We start from the raw sequence: 16,992 nt of genomic DNA, 5'->3' as shown, positions 1-16,992 counted from the left end.
TGTAATGAATAAAAGGAGGGTTTTTCCCATGGCAAAGAAAATGCCTGAAATCGGCGAATACAAATATGGGTTTTCTGATCGGGACGTGTCGATTTTCCGTTCGAAGCGCGGATTAACTCGGGAAATCGTAGAGGAAATCTCCCGCATGAAACAGGAGCCACAATGGATGCTCGATTTCCGCTTAAAGTCGCTTGAGCAATTTTACAAAATGCCAATGCCACAATGGGGCGGAGACTTAACAGAGCTTGATTTTGACGACATCACGTATTACGTTAAGCCATCTGAAAAATCTGAGCGTTCTTGGGATGAAGTACCTGAAGAAATCAAAAACACATTCGATAAGCTTGGAATTCCAGAAGCAGAGCAAAAATATCTTGCAGGGGTTTCCGCTCAGTACGAATCTGAAGTGGTTTACCACAACATGAAAGAGGATCTTGAAGAGCTAGGAATTATCTTCAAAGATACAGACTCTGCTCTGAAAGAAAACGAAGATATTTTTAAAGAATACTTCGGTACGATCATTCCACCAACCGACAACAAATTTGCCGCGTTAAACTCGGCTGTATGGTCTGGGGGATCGTTCATTTACGTACCAAAAGGCGTAAAAACGGAGACGCCATTGCAAGCGTACTTCCGTATTAACTCAGAAAACATGGGACAATTCGAGCGTACGCTTATCATTGCCGATGAAGACAGCTCTGTTCACTATGTAGAAGGCTGTACAGCTCCTGTGTACACAACAAACTCCTTGCATAGTGCGGTTGTTGAAATCATTGTCAAAAAGGACGCGTACTGCCGTTATACGACGATCCAAAACTGGGCGCCGAACGTGTATAACCTCGTAACCAAGCGTGCGGTCGCATACGAAAACGCGACAATGGAATGGATCGATGGAAACATCGGCTCCAAGCTAACGATGAAGTACCCAGCGGTCATCATGAAAGGGGAAGGGGCGAAAGGGACGATTCTTTCCATCGCGATCGCAGGAAAAGGGCAGCACCAAGACGCAGGAGCGAAAGTGCTTCACTTGGCACCAAACTGTTCCTCAACGATCGTGTCGAAGTCCATTTCCAAGCAGGGCGGAAAAGTATCTTACCGCGGAATTGCCCACTTCGGCCGTAAATCACAAGGATCGAAATCAAAAATTGAGTGCGATACGCTGATCATGGATAACGAATCCACTTCAGATACGATCCCGTACAACGAAATTTTAAACAACGACATTACGTTGGAGCATGAAGCGACTGTTTCTAAAGTATCGGAAGATCAGCTCTTCTACTTGATGAGTCGCGGAATCTCTGAAGAAGAAGCAACGGAAATGATCGTCATGGGCTTCATTGAGCCATTCACAAAAGAACTTCCAATGGAATACGCGGTTGAAATGAACCGTCTAATCAAGTTCGAAATGGAAGGATCGATTGGATAATAAACAAAAAACCTTGGTATAATGGGGGTTATGCCGGGGTTTGAATTATAAAGAATCTGGCACGTGCCGATTTTGTGCCGATTCAGATTTTCTGCTAGTGTAGGAGGCGAACTTTTTGAGTTCGTCTTCTTCTATTTTCTCCGTAATATCTAGGTAAGTGTCAGCAGTAGTTTTAATTGTTTTGTGTCCCAACCGCTTAGATACGAATTTAATGCTTGCTCCTGACTCAAGAAGCAAAACGGCATGTGTATGTCGGAAGCCGTGAGTACCTTTATATTCTACACCTGCTTTTTTGCAGTATTTGATTATCGATTCACGTACAGTAGATTACCTAAGTAGTTTTGAAACATGATTCCTTCTTCATTTTTTTGAAACCGCTTGTCACTTAAAATTAGCTCGTTTTGCTTTAATTTAAACTTCTTCAATTCGCGTAACAGATCATCGTTTAGTCTTATGATTCTGTAAGATGAAGTGTTTTTTAAAGTGGTTAGTTTCAATCTGTTGTTATTATCCCTGCTTGTTTGTCGTTCAACCGTCACTTTATTCCCTTCAATATCCGTCCATCTTTATGCTAAAGCTTCGCTAATTCGTAATCCTGTTTGGCTCAAAAAATACATAAGCATGTAATAAAGTTGGTATCCTTCAAAACGTTGAAGTTTATAATTTTTCATAAAGTCGAGTAGTTGGTTTAGTTCCTCTAAGGAATAATATTTTACATCATCTTGAATCTCAGTTTTGTCTTTTGCTCGATTTCACCGTGTGGAAGTCATCCATGGTGGAGAGAATGAGGAAAGTCATCGCATGAAAAACCGGAAAAGCATTTTTTCAGCAGAAGTGTAAAAAGGAAACGAGCAAAAAGTGTAAAATTCAACTTGACGTCTACACGCTATCCGTTAGGATGCTAATTCGCATATTAATTAAATAAAAAGAAATATCAACCATTTCGACAATACTAGACAAATTATTGCCGGTTAATGTCCCAAGAATTAGCAAGTACCTAAATCAGCGGTGCTTTTAAAAACTTGGGGAAATAAGGATATTTTTTATTTAATCTATTCCGTTTTACAAATAGGTATACTATAATGAAGTCAAGGAGGTGATGAAGTGGATGTGAAAGAATTGCTTAGCGGTTTGGATTGACGCTCATGATCCATGTATTAAGGCTATTTATGATCGTGAAAGGAATGGGGAAAAGTTGAAGTATCAATTCCACTCTACACAAGAGCTATCGGATTTCTTAAAAGACCAACTGTTATCAGCTTCAGAAACAGCGGAGATCCTTGAGGTGTCTACGAATAGGGTTGGTCATATGGTCAGGGATGGAAAACTTGATACCGTTAAAGAACAGCCTAAAATGTTTTTGAAAGAGGTTGTTTTAGAAAAGAAAAAAGAGCTTGAGCAGCTGCGCAAAAAATACCGCCCTTATGATGAGTAGGGGCGGTATTCCTGCTTTTTTATTTTCCCTTTTCTTTTAGTGACATGACTAATTTGCGATCTTTACGTCTTTAGGTGATGTAGGCTTAATTTTAAATGATAATATTCCTGCTATCATTAAAAACACAAAAGCAAAAATAAAGAATAACCCGTTAACAAATAAGCCATATATACTTATTGCAATTAAACTAATCCCCCCAATTTTTTTAAATTTCCAAGATAAAAACCCCAATATGATTGCTAAAAAAGATAACCAAAATACTGTCGCTCCGTCATTTGCCATACTTTCTTCCCCGAAGATGCTGCCCCCTAATGTTACAAGAAAACCACTAACTACACCGGCTATTCCTCCTAATATAGATAGAACAGCTACCCAAGTTTTCATATAATGTGTCCCTCCTGTAATTAATGAAAAGTTTTTCCTGTTTATTATACAAGAATCTCGGCAGTATTTCACTATTTTTTGTCATAATCCCTATTTGTCCCATTTTGTGGAGGGGACAAAATTAGCACTTTTTATGATAAAAAAATCACTCTCACAAAAAAAGTAAGAGTGATAGGAGTTGTTTATTCAAAAGTCACGTTAACTTCTGCTTGTTCTTGAAAGTCGTAATCATCCCATGAGAACACGTGTAAAAGCATTTCAAAGTCTTCTTCAAGTTCTGGCAAGTCTCCCCCTTCGTAATCTTGGATCGTTAGGACAGCTTTCGCAGATTTGCCGCTTGCTACTTCGGTGCTCATTGTAAGCAACATTTCATCAACCATACGCCCGTCAATGGAAACTTCGCGTGCCTGAAATTCGATTGTATCATCACGTTTGTTTTCTACGTCAAACACGACCTCGATTTTTTCTTCATCCCATGTCTCGTCGTAGATGCGTTCAATGCTTACGAGAGTGGCTTTGAAACTATCGTTATCCGCAATCTCTTGGTTAAGCTCGATAACGCCTTCCTCAGCGTCAGACTCTTCTGCTTCCTCTTCGGCAGCCTCGTCGGTTGTTTCTTCAGCTTGTCCCTCAGCAGACTCCTCTTCTGTGGTAGCTGCTTCCCCACAGGCAGTAAGGACCCCGACTAATAAAATAGAGATCCCTAATAGTTTAAGTTTTTTCATGGCAATAAATACCCCCTTCTTTTAGTTACATGACTAAAATACCATAAACGGTAATAATAATAAAGGAAAAAATGGATATAGCGGAATGTCTATCTAACAACTCTTAACAATATTATTGGTAGGTAGATAGATGTGGTGCTCCCCTTACCAATATTTCGTATATACAGAATATTTAAGGAATCGCTTGGTTCTTAATCTGTATCAGACACGTATTTTATATTTGCTTCAGCTTAGAGTAAATGAAGTGCATGAGAATGACGAAGAGCTTGAGGAATAATACGGGGAGGTTAGCACGTTTACATATTTCTTTAAAGGCCTTATGCTAAGTTTCTTCGTCCTTGGTAAAGAATTGTGAAGTAAAGTGCTTCTAAGCCTCGATGAAATCTATAAATAGAAAAGTACCCCAAATGCTGGGCTAGGATTAAAATTTTGGGCACACGTTTGATGAATGATTCAATTAGTAAGCTTTAGTTTTAGTACTTGCCTTCACTATATTCTTCAAAACGGCTTTTCTGCAATAGCTACAACCTCTCCATCTTGATCGACAAACTCAATGGTATGAACATCCGATAAGTCACTTTCTAATGTATCCATGACAATTAACTCATTCTCTAAAAAACAACTTTCTAGTCATTTTTGATCTTTCTGATCGTAATAGACAGCAGAAGCAATCCTATGAGAATTGTATACGTCTATGACTTTGTTTGCGGTAACTCTTGACTTTTATTTCGCAATATACAATAGCGGAATTGTATACATCTTGCTTTAAGGTAGGTACTGTCTATTGATAGATAAAGAATTTTATGAATTAGCTTTATTTTTAAAGAAAATTAGGCCACTAAATATAGTAATAACTACAAACAATATAGATAAATAGAATATTATCGAATCTCCAGACATATTTAGCTCATCTACGATTACACCTGACTGAAATAACAAAACCAATCCGATAACAGTAAAGAATATTGAATTTATAAAAACGTAAATACTTGATTTAACTTTTTCTCTTAATAAAGTCAAATACAAATAATTACACACCAAAAATAATGTTATTAAATAATAGACAGGTCTTAAAAAATCAAATGTTTCCATCACTTGTACAACACTCCATTCTTATCTAGTCAATTAAAATTATACCAAAAAAAACCGTTGATAAAAAAAACTCAGTAAATGGTATTTTTTTAAATTAAATTCCTCAATACATTCTAAACACACTCGCCGTATACGGACCCGTACGTACGGTGGTGTGAGAGGTCGGAGGCTAACCGCCTCCTCCTACTCGAATGGAATGTTACTTTTTACACAACAAGTTATCAAATTGATAAAAAGCAAAACAGATGTATTGACCCTGACATGATGTCATACTTTACTATAAAATTACAGTTTTTGAGGAGGGGCTGAGGTTGAAAATTAGTGAACTATCGAAAAAAACAGGTGTCAGCATTCGTTCCTTACGTTATTACGAACAGAAACGGTTGCTTCATCCTACTCGTTTGAAAAATGGCTATCGTGAATATGATGAGTCTGACATTGAAAAAGTAAAAACGGTCCAATCTTAAAGCATCGATGACAAACTTTAACTTCTTTTTATTGAACTTCTTACCTCCATATCCGTAATCTTATAATCGTTTTAACTTTTTCGTTAATACTGTTTGTTGATCCAAAAGAACAAAAAACAAGGGCCTTCTTGGCTCTTTTTCTAACCTATTAATTAATATGATTGAACATTTTTTGAACTTTGCTAAAGGCTAAGTACATCATCAATAGAATAATAAGACCACGTACAGTTATACCAATGATCTATCCAAATAGGCCAATGTCCTCGTTTAAAAATTTCCTTGTGTAGTAATACACCGTAGATGCAACCAAGAAATAGAACATAAACCCTAAATGCTTCATGATGTGTTTCTCCTCTAGTTTTTTCATAAAATAGAACAATCCTAGTCATGTTTTGTTTCCGAATTTCTTATCTGTCATAAAATAAAGTCCAGTTATGCTAAATGAGATCAAATAGTATTGATGCCACATCAATTCCCCATCTTTAATGCCCCAAAGCACTTGAGTTAGAAAAATTGAGACGAATAAAAAGGTGTAGAAGAAGTACTTATGGATAGACTTCATATCAATCCCTCTCTTCCTTCTCTAGTTATATCATTTAAGTGCATAGATGGGAATGATATTGATCGTTTTATGAGTAATCACGCCCAAATCGTTATACTCCACATGATATGATAATAAATAAAAAGATGAAGAACGGTTCTCACAGCAAAGCCCCTCATGCTCAAGAAGCGTGAGGGGCGTTTTGCTCCATGCAATGGTTAGCTTACCACCAGCTAAATGGTCTTCTTGGTCTAGGTGCTGGAGCAACAAAATCTTGTCTGGTGGCAGTGCGGACGTCGGATGTTGTATGAGGGAATGAATGAACAAATTGGAAGTTCGTATTTAGGAATCGGGTTGTATGGCTTGGATGAACGACTGGAACTACTACATTTTGATTGAAAAATTGAGAAAACTTCCGAGTTGGTGCAAATTGTGCTGGCAACGTTTTTGTAGGTAATTGGTGGACAGGTGGTCTACGATGACAAGGAAACATGCTAAAATCTCTCCTTTCTTTCAGTGAGGATGATGCTTACATATTATTCAAATTGTTACTGGAGGTCTGGACTCCGTTGTGAAAAAGGCGAATAACGAGGAATGTCCACGAGATCTCTTTTATTTTTTGGAATGGATCGGTTGAGGGTGTTGTGCTGCAAATCCTCATATGAAAAAAGGGAAATTGAAATCCTCCTCGATTGATTCGATCGAGAGCTTCAATTGAATAAATAGGGAAAGATACGAAGGCAAGTATGTAATCAAAAATTTTTTCTTCATGATTCTGATATCGTTCGTAGGTTATCATCCAAAGTTTACCACGTCCAAGAGAGAGGAAGCGTGCGTTATGATATGAACACATGATATGATGGAAGTGAAGGATGATAGATAAAAGGTGAATGGAATGATTTACATCGGATTAACCGGGTGGGGGGACCATGATGAGTTGTATACGATGGGAACCAAACCGAGTGAAAAACTTTATACATATGGGAGCCACTTTCCGACGGTGGAAGTCGACTCGTCGTTTTATGCGATACAGCCAAAAAGGAATATGGAAAAATGGGCAAGTGACACCCCTGATTGCTTTCGTTTTGTCGTGAAAGCCTATCAAGGATTAACAGGCCATCAACGGGGGGAGATACCGTTCTCTTCCAAGGAGGACATGTTTGCCGCCTTCGTAGAGTCCCTTCAGCCGCTTCTTGAGTCGAACAAACTGGCCATGGTCTTATTTCAATTCCCGCCATGGTTTGATTGTACGAAAGAGCATGTTCGTTATTTACGCTATTGTAAGCAGCAGATGGGCAAGCTCCCGGTGGCGTTGGAATTTCGCCATCAATCGTGGTTCCGGCCCAGTGTCCGAGAGCGAACCCTCTCGTTTATGCGCGAGGAAGGGTGGATTCATAGCATTTGTGACGAGCCGCAAGGGGGGGAGGGCTCTGTTCCAACCGTTTTAGTGCCATCGAACGAAGAAAACGTCCTCGTTCGCTTTCATGGGCGCAATGTGGAAGGGTGGCGCAGGCCTCAGGAAGGGAACTGGCGTGAGGTTCGTTACTTGTACCGTTATTCGAAAGAAGAATTAGCTGAGTGGGCAGAGCATTTGAAGCAGCTTGCAGCCCAAGTAAAGGATGTCTATGTCCTGTTTAACAACAACTCTGGGGGCGACGCAGCAGCGAATGCGAAGCAAATGCTAGAGCTCTTAGAAATCGAATACCATGGGCTCACACCGAAGCAGTTGAATTTGTTTGAATAGCAGTTCTGTAGGAGGAATTTTCGTTGGAGTGGTTCATTTTAGTTTGTGTCGGTCTCTTAGCCGGGACAATCGGTAGTTTAATGGGGCTTGGTGGCGGCATTATCGTTGTCCCGGCCCTTCTTTGGTTAGGGGGTACTGCACTTTTATCGGAGGCGGTGACCCCGCAAGTAGCGGTTGGGACGTCGCTCTTGATTATGATTTTTACGGGACTGTCATCCACGTTTGCCTATATGAAAAAAGGGACGGTGGACTATAAGAGTGGCTTGATTTTTTTCATCGGTAGCGGTCCAGGAGCGCTAGTCGGGGTGTGGCTTAATCAAGGGTTACAAGTCCAACAGTTTCAAATTTATTTCGGGCTATTTGTCATTCTTATGTCGTTTTTGTTGATGATTCGTCATCGCTTAAAGCCGATGGAAATAAAGAAAAAGGGGATTCGTCGGGTGTACGTTGATCCTGAGGGACAGCGCTATGATTATGGATTTCAAGCATGGCTTGGCATACTCATTGCTTTTTTTGTCGGCCTTCTCTCAGGGTTATTCGGAATTGGTGGGGGCACCTTGCTCGTGCCGGCGATGATTTTACTTTTTGCGTTCCCGCCCCATGTGGCAGTTGCCACATCGATGTTTATGATCATTTTTACGGCGTTGCTAAGTTCCCTTTCCCATTTTGCACTAGGGAATGTGAATTGGCTGTTTGCTGCAGCGCTCGTCCCAGGGGCTTGGATTGGTGCGAAGCTAGGTGCAGTTTTAAACACGCGCCTGAAAAGTGATACGATTGTGTTTGTGTTTCGCTTGTTTTTATTGTTTGTTGGCCTCCGTCTTATTTATGAAGGCTGGCTCGGTTAAATTGTTACATATGGGAGGGCATCTTCTTGGCAACGATACCATTAACGATTTATCATATGAATGATCTTCATAGCCATTTTACGTATTGGCCACAGATTGTCTCCTACATGAAAAAAGAACGGGAAAAAACAGAATCTTACCTGTTGCTCGATTTAGGAGACCATGCGGACCGAAGTCATGTTATAACAGAAGCGACGATGGGGAAAGCAAATGTTGCTCTTTTAAATGAGTTAGGGATTGATTATGCGACGATTGGAAATAACGAAGGAATCACTTTCTCGAAAGAAGCTTTAAATGAATTATATGCTCATGCCTCCTTCCCTGTGGTCGTCGCCAACTTATTTGACGAGGATGGAATGCGGCCAGCATGGGCGACTCCTTATGTCCTTCATACGGTATCGGAGCAGCTCACGATTGGAATGATTGGTGTAACGGCTCCCTTTACCCCATTCTACCGCGAGTTAGGCTGGGATGTTCGCCGTCATGAAGAGGTGTTGCCGCAGCTACTTGAAGAGGTTAAGGGGCAAGCCGATGTTGTGGTTTTGCTGTCCCATCTTGGGCTGTTTCGAGATGAAGAAATAGCCGAGCAGTATGAAGGAATTGACCTTATTTGTGGGGCTCATACCCATCACGTTCTCCCAGAAGGAAAGCGATTGTATGGCACGCTTATTACCCAGGCAGGCAGGGGTGGCAAATGGCTTGGTAAGGTAGAGCTTACGTATGATACGGAAGCCCGCTGTATTGCGGAAAGCAACGCGCAACTGATCGATATGGAAAAAGAAGCCCCAGATCAAACGACTCATCTTCAGCTAGAACATTTAAATAGGGAGGCAAAGCAGCATTTATCACAAGAGGTTGCCTACCTTTCGCAGCAACTGACCGTCGACTGGTTTATCCCTACAGAAGGGGCCCAGCTATTATGTGATGGGATTACAGAATGGTGCGGGGCGGATATTGGGATGATGAATGCAGGTGTACTGCTTGAATCGATTGGCCCTAACATCGTAACCGTAGGTGACATTCACCGCATTTGTCCACACCCAATTAATCCGTGCCTCGTCAAAATGACAGGTGATGCCCTTTTAGAGACGATCAGGCGTGCCCACACTAGGGAAATCATTGAGCTTGAACTAAAAGGATTTGGCTTTCGTGGCAAAGTACTCGGAACGATGCTTTTTACAGGCATCGACATCAGCCTCAGTGAAGAACGAGACGGAACGTTGGAAGTGACGGAAGTGAAAATTGCAGGCGAACCTGTTGTCAAAGAGCAGCTTTACGAGCTTGCCACCCTAGACATGTATACGTTCGGTTATTTGTTTCCGAAAATTGCAGAATCTCAGGAGAAGCGGTATTTCATGCCGGAAATGCTTCGTGATGTGTTGGCGTGGCAGCTGAAAAAAATCGAACACCGGTAGTATGTGCACTTCTTTCATCGAACTCCCATATTCTATAAAGGAATGAGATGAAGAAGGAGTGACGAAGGTGTTAGAAATGAATCCGATTGACATTGAAGGTCACACGTTTCTTGCTGTCACCTTGAAGCTTCCAAAAACGAACTTTATGGCGGTCACGTCAGAGAAAGGGTACATTATGTGTGGGGCGCTCGATGTAGCATTATTAAATGAAAAGTTAGCAGAACGAAAAATTATCGCTGGGCGTGCAGTCGGTGTTCGCACCATCGATCAATTGCTCGACGCTCCCCTTGAATCGGTCACATTGGAGGCAGAAGCTTGTGGGATTACGGAAGGAATGAAAGGGCGAGACGCTCTCTTGAAAATGGTATAAAACTAGGAAAAGCGGTCACGCTGAAGCAAGTGGGCCGCTTTTGCTTTTTATACGTACCTCCTAACAGTAAATCATGTATAATACGTGTTAGGTTAGACGAATACATAGGAGTGATCGTGTATGGAACAATATTTAGAGCTTTGCCGCCACGTTCTCGAGCATGGAACCGAGCGATCAGATCGGACAGGAACAGGGACGATCAGCGTTTTTGGCTATCAAATGAGATTTGATCTCCAAGAAGGATTTCCCGTTGTTACGACGAAAAAACTGCACCTGCGGTCGATCATCCATGAACTGCTTTGGTTTTTAAAAGGAGAGACTAACATCGCCTACTTGCAAGAGAATGGTGTGCGAATTTGGAACGAGTGGGCTGATGAAAATGGGGAACTCGGTCCTGTATATGGTAAACAGTGGCGCTCATGGGAAGGCGCGAATGGGAAAACGATCGACCAAATTTTTCAAGTCGTAGAAGCGATTAAACATCAACCGGATTCAAGACGATTGATCGTAAGTGCTTGGAATGCAGCGGAGATTGAAGATATGGCTTTAGCTCCATGTCATTGCCTATTCCAATTTTATGTGCAAGACGGAAAGCTATCGTGTCAGCTCTATCAGCGAAGTGCAGATATTTTCCTAGGCGTTCCTTTCAACATCGCTTCATACGCCTTGTTAACAAAAATGATCGCCCAAGTATGCGATTTAGAAGAAGGAGAGTTTGTTCACACGTTCGGTGACGCTCACATTTACTTAAATCATATCGAACAAGTAAAATTACAGTTAACGCGAGAGCCAAGACCATTACCGGAGATGCGTTTGAACCCAGAGGTTCGTTCATTGTTCGACTTCACGTTCGATGATTTTGAGCTTGTCGGTTATGACCCGCACCCTCATATAAAAGGAGAAGTGTCTGTATGATTTCGTTTATTGTTGCGATGGACAAGCATCGGCTCATTGGAAAAGAGAATGACCTTCCGTGGCGACTCCCTGCCGATTTAGCCCATTTTAAACGGGTAACTTCGGGACATACGGTGATCATGGGACGGAAAACGTATGAGTCGATCGGCAAACCGTTACCAAATCGCCGAAACGTCGTCGTCACAAGATCGCAAGCATACACAGCCGAAGGGGTTGACATCGTCCATTCTATCGATGAAGCTATAAGGCTCACAGAACATGAAAACGAAACGTTTGTCATTGGCGGTAGTGAACTGTTTAAAGCTTTTTGGCCCCACGCGGATCGGATGTATGTGACCTACATTGATGAGGTTTTTGACGGTGATACGTATTTTCCAGAGATTGATGGACAGGAGTGGGAGCTTGTGTCCATTGAGGCGGGCACTGTCGATGAAAAGAATGTCTATCCTCATGAGTTCAGAGTATATGAGCGTCAAGCGAAAAACTAGCGAATATTTACATTGCGACATGAAATATATTATGGTAGAATAACTCACGATTAATTGAATAGATGGTGTGCCTCATCCACAAGATGGGGTAGAGGAGCGGGTTTTAAGAGTAAGCGCTTGGAGGATGACAACGAGGATAAGCGCCGAAAGGAAAACTCGCCGAAGCGGAAGGTGAGTCAAGCGCCTTCTTGCTGGGGTTGCATTGAATAAATGTAACACTGTCACAGCTTGTTTTGCTGTGGAGAACTACTAACGTTGTGATGGGGTTTCCTTGTGCGGATAAAAGGGCAATGGGAGAGATCAATCTCATCATTGCTCTTTTTTTGTGCCCTTGGTAATAGATATAGAAGAAGGGATTCGCTGAAAAGCGTGATTCCATTACGACGAAGAATGGAGGAACGAATATGGAAGGGAGCATTTGGTCATTGATCCCACCGCTCCTTGCGTTGGTGATGGTGATTTTGACAAGGCGTGTGCTGCTGTCGCTCGGGATTGGGATCATTGTCGGTGCGATCATGCTTAATGATTTTGCGATACTTGAGAGCATTAAGCATGTAGCAGAACTCGTCGGCGCCATTTTTGTAACTGAAGGAGCCATCAATGACTGGGAATTGTTCATTATCTTTTTCTTGCTTTTGTTAGGTATGATGGCTGCCCTTATGACACGCTCAGGTGGAACGCGGGCGTTTGGTGAATGGGCTGTTCGTAAGGTGAAAACTCGCGTGGGCGCACAACTGCTAGCGTTTTGGTTAGGGATTATTGTATTCATTGACGATTATTTCAATAGTTTAACCGTAGGTAATGTGAGTCGCCCGCTTACGGACCGTCATCGGGTTTCACGTGCGAAGCTGGCTTACATTGTTGACTCAACGTCAGCGCCAATCTGTGTCATCTCGCCGATTTCTAGCTGGGGAGCGTACATTATTACGATCATCGCTGGGATATTGGCGACACATGGAGTGACGCAATACGGTGGATTGCAGGCGTTTGTCATGATGGTGCCAATGAACCTTTACGCTATCGTTGCCATCGGTCTTGTATTTGCAGTTGCATGGTACAACTTAGATGTTGGCGCGATGAAGATTCATGAAACCAAAGCTGTGGAGACGGGAGAGCTTTTAGATGCAGCGAAAGGCCCAGCTCCTGGTGAACAGGATCAAGTGAAAGTGGTTAAGCAAGGACGGGTGTCCGACTTGATTTTGCCGATTGTTGCCCTTGTGATCGGGACCGTTACATTTATGATTACGACCGGAATTCAAGGAACAGAGGGAACGGTCACTATTCTTTCGATTTTTGAAAACACGGATGTGGCGAGAGCTCTCGTGTATGGTGGGCTCATCGGGTTTATCGTGGCGTTGGTGCTCAATTTAGTTAAAGGTGCAAATGGGTTAGGCGGCTCTCTCTGGGCTGGAATAAAATCGATGCTTCCGGCAATTTATATTTTGATTTTTGCTTGGACATTAATTGGGATTATCGATGGTCTCGGGACTGGAGGCTATTTAGCGTCCCTCGTTGATGGGAGAATTCCACCGATGCTGCTTCCTGCGATCCTATTTTTGATTGCTGGTGTGACTGCCTTTTCCACAGGTACATCGTGGGGGACATTCGGTATTTTATTGCCGATTGCTGGTGAAATGGCGGCCGTAATCGATGTGACGATGATTTTGCCAATGTTAGCGGCTGTGTTGGCTGGGGCCATCTTTGGTGACCATTGCTCACCGATCTCTGATACGACAATCTTGTCGTCCACAGGGGCGGGAAGTCACCATATTGATCACGTGATTACCCAGTTGCCATACGCGATCCTTAGTGCAGTTATTAGCTTTATCGCGTTCCTCGCCCTCGGCATGACAAACAGTGTGCTAATAGGTCTCGCTGTAGCGATTGGATTGCTCGTTCTCTCCGTGATCATTTTGAAAAGAATTGCAGCGGATAAGCAACCAGTTTCATCTTAAAGAAAAAAACGAACTAGCCAAACGTAATCAAAAAGGTTCGGATCATCAAAATAAAATGATCCGAACCTTTTTGTGTATACGTATAACGAGACGGACGTTTCTAGGTTGATGGTCTAAATCATGAGACGCCTGCGGGAAAAGCAAGAGCTGAAGATCCATCGGGGCGCTTTCTCCTGATGCTATCGAGTGTATTTTGAAACAATCAATCCCATAGCAATTGACCAAAAATAAAGAAGGACATTTGATCTAGATAGATACGAATGATGATCTAGTTGAATGATATAATCTTAGTAGATCGTCTAATGGCAAATGATCGGTAACTGATTTTTTGAAAGGGGTTTCATGGGATGAAAAAGCTGTTGCTTGTCTATGTAGCACTTATTGGGCTGTTTATGCTGTATGTATATCATGCTCACTTTAAGGAACCAGTTGCCAACCCTTGGGATACTCGCGGGTTACAAGGGGATCTGAATGAAACGTATATGATGATCACCTTTCAATCCGGGATGGATTATTGGAAAAGGTGTTTAAAGGGCTTTGAAGATGCGGCCCAAGCATTAAATGTGACGGTTGAGTATCGGGGAGCTGCCCAATATGATATTCAAGAGCAAATTACTGTATTAGAGCAAGCGATTGCCAAAAATCCTGCGGGTATTGCCATTTCAGCAATTGACCCAGTGGAGCTTACGGATACGATCAATAAAGCTGTCGATGCAGGTATTCCGATCGTGTTGTTTGATTCAGGTGCCCCTGACAGTCACGCTCATTCCTTTTTAGGGACGAATAATTATAATGCAGGAATGAATGCGGCCTATAAAATGGCTGAACTGTTAGATGGAGAAGGTGAAGTAGCGGTCATTACTCTTCCGAATCAATTGAATCATCAAGAACGTACGACTGGGTTTAAGGAGACGTTGGAAGCGGAATTCCCTGCAATAGAAGTGGTTGCAGTTGAAGATGGTAGGGGAGATAGTCTTCACTCTCGAAGGGTGGCCCATCAATTGCTAGAGGATTATCCGAATCTGGTAGGTATCTTTGCCACTGAGGCTAACGGGGGCGTTGGAGTTGGTGATGCGGTTCGTCTAGAAAGTAGAGCCGGAGAAATTCAAATTATTAGTTTTGATACGGATAAGGGAACGCTTGATTTAGTTGACGAAGGCATTATCTCTGCCACTCTGGCACAAGGCACGTGGAACATGGGATATTGGTCGTTAACCTATTTATTTCACCTCCATCATGGGCTTACAGAACCGCAAATTCTCCAGACACGAGAGGAAGCCCCATTACCGTTATATGTGGATACTGGTATTACGATCGTGACAGATGAAAATGTTGATTACTATTATGCGGATTAGGTGAAGCAGTATGATGCATAAACTAGCAAAACTAAATAGCTTACCGATACGTTTTAAGCTTGTGATTCACTTTTTACTTATTAGTATATTACCTTCTCTATTATTAGCGGTGCTCGTTGGCTGGGCAGTTGATCGGATTATTGAACAGCAGGTAAACGAAAATACATTACAGCTTATTGATAAAGTAAACAGCACGATTGAAGCACACATTGAAAACGTCCAAAATATGACGTATTTTATTTCGCTTCACTCCAATATTCAACAGTTTCTCGATGGAACGCTAGAACACTTAGGACCAGACGAAGAATATGAGATATCTAAATTTTTGCAAAACTTTACGACCTTATATCCTGAAATCGCAGGTATTTTAGTAGTCAATCAACAAGGAGACTATTTAAGCAATGAGCTATATACAAGGTCATCCTTTAATTTGAATCAAGAAAGCTGGTATCGCCAAGCCGTTGAAAATAAAGGGATTGCTAAATTAATTGGCAAGCCACAAGGGAGACGAATTACATCACATGTTCATTATCGTGAAGATGAAGTAGTGACAGTCGTACGTGCCATTATCGATTCAACTACTGGTGAAGAAAAAGGCGTCATTTTAATTGATTTGAAGCTTCGAGTGATCGAGGAAGCTGTTCGTGATGTGCGGTTAGGGAAATCAGGCTATTTAATGGTGGTGGATCAAAAGGGTGATCCTATTTATTCTCCTGCGCCATCAATCATGTATGAACAATCTTTTGATCACCGTTTTTCACAAAACTATGGAATTTTCACTGAGGAAGTAGAAGGAGAACGTTATCAATTAATGTATCAGCAATCAGCGTTTACGGGATGGACGTTGATTGGTGTTTTTTCAACAGATCAATCGGTAGAAGAAGTACAGCAAATTTTATTCTATGTCGTTACGTTCGTTTTTTTTGTCTGCTTTGTCGGAATTACTGCTTCCTACTTTTTATCTTATACGATCTCTCGCCCGATTAATCAATTGATGCTTGCGATGCAAAAGGCAGAATCGGGGGACTTAACGAGTCGATATGAAGGGGAGGAGCAAGATGAGGTTGGCCGTCTGGGCCGTAGTTTTAACACGATGATTGAGCAAATTGGTAAGCTAATTTCCTTAACAGAACGCCAAGAACGGAAAAAGCGTGAGGCGGAGCTGCACAGTCTCCAAGCGAACATTATACCGCATTTTCTGTACAACACACTGGATACGATTCAATGGATGGCACGCAAAAAAAATGCTTCAGATGTAGCCGATCTAGTCGGAGCACTCTCGAAATTATTTCGAATTGGCTTAAGTAAGGGGGGGACGATTATCCCGTTAGTTGATGAAATCGAGCATATTAAAAATTACCTGCAAATTCAGTCGGTCCGCTACAAAAATAAACTGAACTATTCGTTAGTTATGCCAAGTAATATGGAGCATTTGTCCATTTTAAAAATCGTTTTACAGCCGATCGTAGAAAATGCTATTTACCATGGGATTAAAGAAAGACGTGGCCCTGGCTTGATCACGATTGAAGCTGAACGGGAAAACGATATGCTCATCATTCGTATTCGAGATAACGGAAAAGGAATCAAGCCAGAAACGTTGCAGCAATTAAGGACAAATGTAAACCTCTTTTTGGAGAAAGGGGATAAGGAGGGTGGACAGCGGTTAACGAAGGGGTATGGGTTAATTAATGTTCATGCGCGCTTAAGGTTGACGTTCGGTGAACCGTACGGCGTAAAAATTGACAGTGTGTTTAATGAAGGGACAGTTGTTACAATTTTCCACCCGATCCTTGAGGGTGGAGTAGAGACAAAGAGGGCATAAAAAGGGGGAGCAT

General features: G+C 42.0%; 16 protein-coding genes, 1 pseudogene and 1 riboswitch. Of the genes and pseudogenes, 13 read left to right on the top strand and 4 right to left on the bottom strand.

All coding sequences use genetic code 11. From position 1 onward, the window contains the following. Positions 1 to 28 precede the first annotated feature (28 nt). Positions 29 to 1,426: a Fe-S cluster assembly protein SufB gene (sufB, locus tag FED51_RS17650; RefSeq protein ID WP_010899600.1), complete on the top strand. Its 1,398-nt coding sequence runs from the start codon at positions 29 to 31 to the stop codon at positions 1,424 to 1,426. 45 nt (positions 1,427 to 1,471) lie between these two features. Here sufB and FED51_RS17645 read toward each other — a convergent pair whose 3' ends face one another. Further along, positions 1,472 to 1,732, bottom strand: coding sequence for a tyrosine-type recombinase/integrase (locus FED51_RS17645; protein WP_233443925.1), 261 nt, complete (start codon positions 1,730 to 1,732; stop codon positions 1,472 to 1,474). A 447-nt stretch (positions 1,733 to 2,179) separates the two neighbouring features. On the opposite strand from FED51_RS17645, the pseudogene FED51_RS21275 reads away from it, so the two are divergent. Both FED51_RS21275 and FED51_RS17630 read left to right on the top strand, forming a co-directional pair. Continuing rightward, positions 2,180 to 2,266, top strand: a pseudogene (locus FED51_RS21275) (ATP-binding protein); the annotation flags it as partial. A 355-nt stretch (positions 2,267 to 2,621) separates the two neighbouring features. Continuing rightward, positions 2,622 to 2,861: a hypothetical protein gene (locus FED51_RS17630; RefSeq protein WP_053430334.1), complete on the top strand. Its 240-nt coding sequence runs from the start codon at positions 2,622 to 2,624 to the stop codon at positions 2,859 to 2,861. A gap of 48 nt (positions 2,862 to 2,909) precedes the next feature. Here FED51_RS17630 and FED51_RS17625 read toward each other — a convergent pair whose 3' ends face one another. Together FED51_RS17625 and FED51_RS17620 are read right to left on the bottom strand one after the other, a co-directional pair. Further along, positions 2,910 to 3,245 carry a hypothetical protein gene (locus FED51_RS17625; RefSeq protein WP_053430335.1) on the bottom strand — a complete coding sequence of 112 codons (336 nt, stop codon included), beginning with the start codon at positions 3,243 to 3,245 and terminating at the stop codon, positions 2,910 to 2,912. Positions 3,246 to 3,427: 182 nt separating this feature from the next. Next, positions 3,428 to 3,970, bottom strand: a complete 543-nt coding sequence (locus FED51_RS17620; protein ID WP_053430336.1) for a hypothetical protein — start codon at positions 3,968 to 3,970, stop codon at positions 3,428 to 3,430. Between the two features lie 1,403 nt (positions 3,971 to 5,373). Between FED51_RS17620 and FED51_RS17610 the strand changes: the two genes are divergently transcribed. Further along, complete coding sequence (locus FED51_RS17610; RefSeq protein ID WP_010899593.1) at positions 5,374 to 5,529, top strand: MerR family transcriptional regulator; 156 nt, start codon at positions 5,374 to 5,376, stop codon at positions 5,527 to 5,529. A gap of 764 nt (positions 5,530 to 6,293) precedes the next feature. Here FED51_RS17610 and FED51_RS21775 read toward each other — a convergent pair. Continuing rightward, positions 6,294 to 6,563: a CotD family spore coat protein gene (locus tag FED51_RS21775; protein ID WP_083445451.1), complete on the bottom strand. Its 270-nt coding sequence runs from the start codon at positions 6,561 to 6,563 to the stop codon at positions 6,294 to 6,296. Positions 6,564 to 6,965: 402 nt separating this feature from the next. On the opposite strand from FED51_RS21775, the gene FED51_RS17600 reads away from it, so the two are divergent. The 9 genes from FED51_RS17600 (at position 6,966) to FED51_RS17560 (ending at position 16,979) form a co-directional block, all read left to right on the top strand. Then, entirely contained in the window at positions 6,966 to 7,814 is an 849-nt protein-coding gene (locus FED51_RS17600) for a DUF72 domain-containing protein (protein WP_138090779.1), read from the top strand. 23 nt (positions 7,815 to 7,837) lie between these two features. Beyond that, complete coding sequence (locus FED51_RS17595) at positions 7,838 to 8,659, top strand: sulfite exporter TauE/SafE family protein (RefSeq protein ID WP_138090776.1); 822 nt, start codon at positions 7,838 to 7,840, stop codon at positions 8,657 to 8,659. A 26-nt stretch (positions 8,660 to 8,685) separates the two neighbouring features. Beyond that, the gene (locus FED51_RS17590) at positions 8,686 to 10,074 is read left to right on the top strand and encodes a bifunctional metallophosphatase/5'-nucleotidase (RefSeq protein WP_053430339.1); all 1,389 of its coding nucleotides are present in this window, start codon (positions 8,686 to 8,688) and stop codon (positions 10,072 to 10,074) included. A 76-nt stretch (positions 10,075 to 10,150) separates the two neighbouring features. Then, complete coding sequence (locus FED51_RS17585; RefSeq protein WP_407901439.1) at positions 10,151 to 10,444, top strand: YunC family protein; 294 nt, start codon at positions 10,151 to 10,153, stop codon at positions 10,442 to 10,444. Positions 10,445 to 10,564: 120 nt separating this feature from the next. Beyond that, positions 10,565 to 11,359, top strand: a complete 795-nt coding sequence (locus FED51_RS17580; protein ID WP_138090773.1) for a thymidylate synthase — start codon at positions 10,565 to 10,567, stop codon at positions 11,357 to 11,359. Beyond that, positions 11,356 to 11,847, top strand: coding sequence for a dihydrofolate reductase (locus tag FED51_RS17575; RefSeq protein WP_138090770.1), 492 nt, complete (start codon positions 11,356 to 11,358; stop codon positions 11,845 to 11,847). Before FED51_RS17580 ends, FED51_RS17575 begins: the two co-directional genes overlap by 4 nt. An 81-nt stretch (positions 11,848 to 11,928) precedes the next feature. Further along, a riboswitch (Lysine riboswitch) is annotated at positions 11,929 to 12,104 on the top strand. A gap of 147 nt (positions 12,105 to 12,251) precedes the next feature. Then, on the top strand, positions 12,252 to 13,802 hold the full coding sequence (locus FED51_RS17570) for a Na+/H+ antiporter NhaC family protein (protein ID WP_053430342.1): 1,551 nt from the start codon (positions 12,252 to 12,254) through the stop codon (positions 13,800 to 13,802). A gap of 347 nt (positions 13,803 to 14,149) precedes the next feature. Next, positions 14,150 to 15,157, top strand: a complete 1,008-nt coding sequence (locus FED51_RS17565) for a substrate-binding domain-containing protein (RefSeq protein ID WP_053430343.1) — start codon at positions 14,150 to 14,152, stop codon at positions 15,155 to 15,157. 13 nt (positions 15,158 to 15,170) lie between these two features. Beyond that, positions 15,171 to 16,979: a sensor histidine kinase gene (locus FED51_RS17560; RefSeq protein ID WP_053431921.1), complete on the top strand. Its 1,809-nt coding sequence runs from the start codon at positions 15,171 to 15,173 to the stop codon at positions 16,977 to 16,979. Positions 16,980 to 16,992 lie beyond the last annotated feature (13 nt).

This window comes from Halalkalibacterium halodurans (assembly GCF_005671335.1).
GTDB lineage: Bacteria > Bacillota > Bacilli > Bacillales > Bacillaceae_D > Halalkalibacterium > Halalkalibacterium halodurans.
Note: the sequence above shows the minus strand (reverse complement) of the source record. Positions and strands in the feature narration are given on the sequence as shown.

What these genes read in the sequence shown, in the direction of transcription:
- sufB (WP_010899600.1), top strand. Translation starts at nt 29, where the DNA reads ATGGCAAAGAAAATGCCTGAAATCGGCGAATACAAATATGGGTTTTCT.
- FED51_RS17625 (WP_053430335.1), bottom strand. Translation starts at nt 3,245, where the DNA reads ATGAAAACTTGGGTAGCTGTTCTATCTATATTAGGAGGAATAGCCGGT.
- FED51_RS17620 (WP_053430336.1), bottom strand. Translation starts at nt 3,970, where the DNA reads ATGAAAAAACTTAAACTATTAGGGATCTCTATTTTATTAGTCGGGGTC.
- FED51_RS21775 (WP_083445451.1), bottom strand. Translation starts at nt 6,563, where the DNA reads ATGTTTCCTTGTCATCGTAGACCACCTGTCCACCAATTACCTACAAAA.
- FED51_RS17600 (WP_138090779.1), top strand. Translation starts at nt 6,966, where the DNA reads ATGATTTACATCGGATTAACCGGGTGGGGGGACCATGATGAGTTGTAT.
- FED51_RS17585 (WP_407901439.1), top strand. Translation starts at nt 10,151, where the DNA reads ATGAATCCGATTGACATTGAAGGTCACACGTTTCTTGCTGTCACCTTG.
- FED51_RS17580 (WP_138090773.1), top strand. Translation starts at nt 10,565, where the DNA reads ATGGAACAATATTTAGAGCTTTGCCGCCACGTTCTCGAGCATGGAACC.
- FED51_RS17575 (WP_138090770.1), top strand. Translation starts at nt 11,356, where the DNA reads ATGATTTCGTTTATTGTTGCGATGGACAAGCATCGGCTCATTGGAAAA.
- FED51_RS17570 (WP_053430342.1), top strand. Translation starts at nt 12,252, where the DNA reads ATGGAAGGGAGCATTTGGTCATTGATCCCACCGCTCCTTGCGTTGGTG.
- FED51_RS17565 (WP_053430343.1), top strand. Translation starts at nt 14,150, where the DNA reads ATGAAAAAGCTGTTGCTTGTCTATGTAGCACTTATTGGGCTGTTTATG.
- FED51_RS17560 (WP_053431921.1), top strand. Translation starts at nt 15,171, where the DNA reads ATGCATAAACTAGCAAAACTAAATAGCTTACCGATACGTTTTAAGCTT.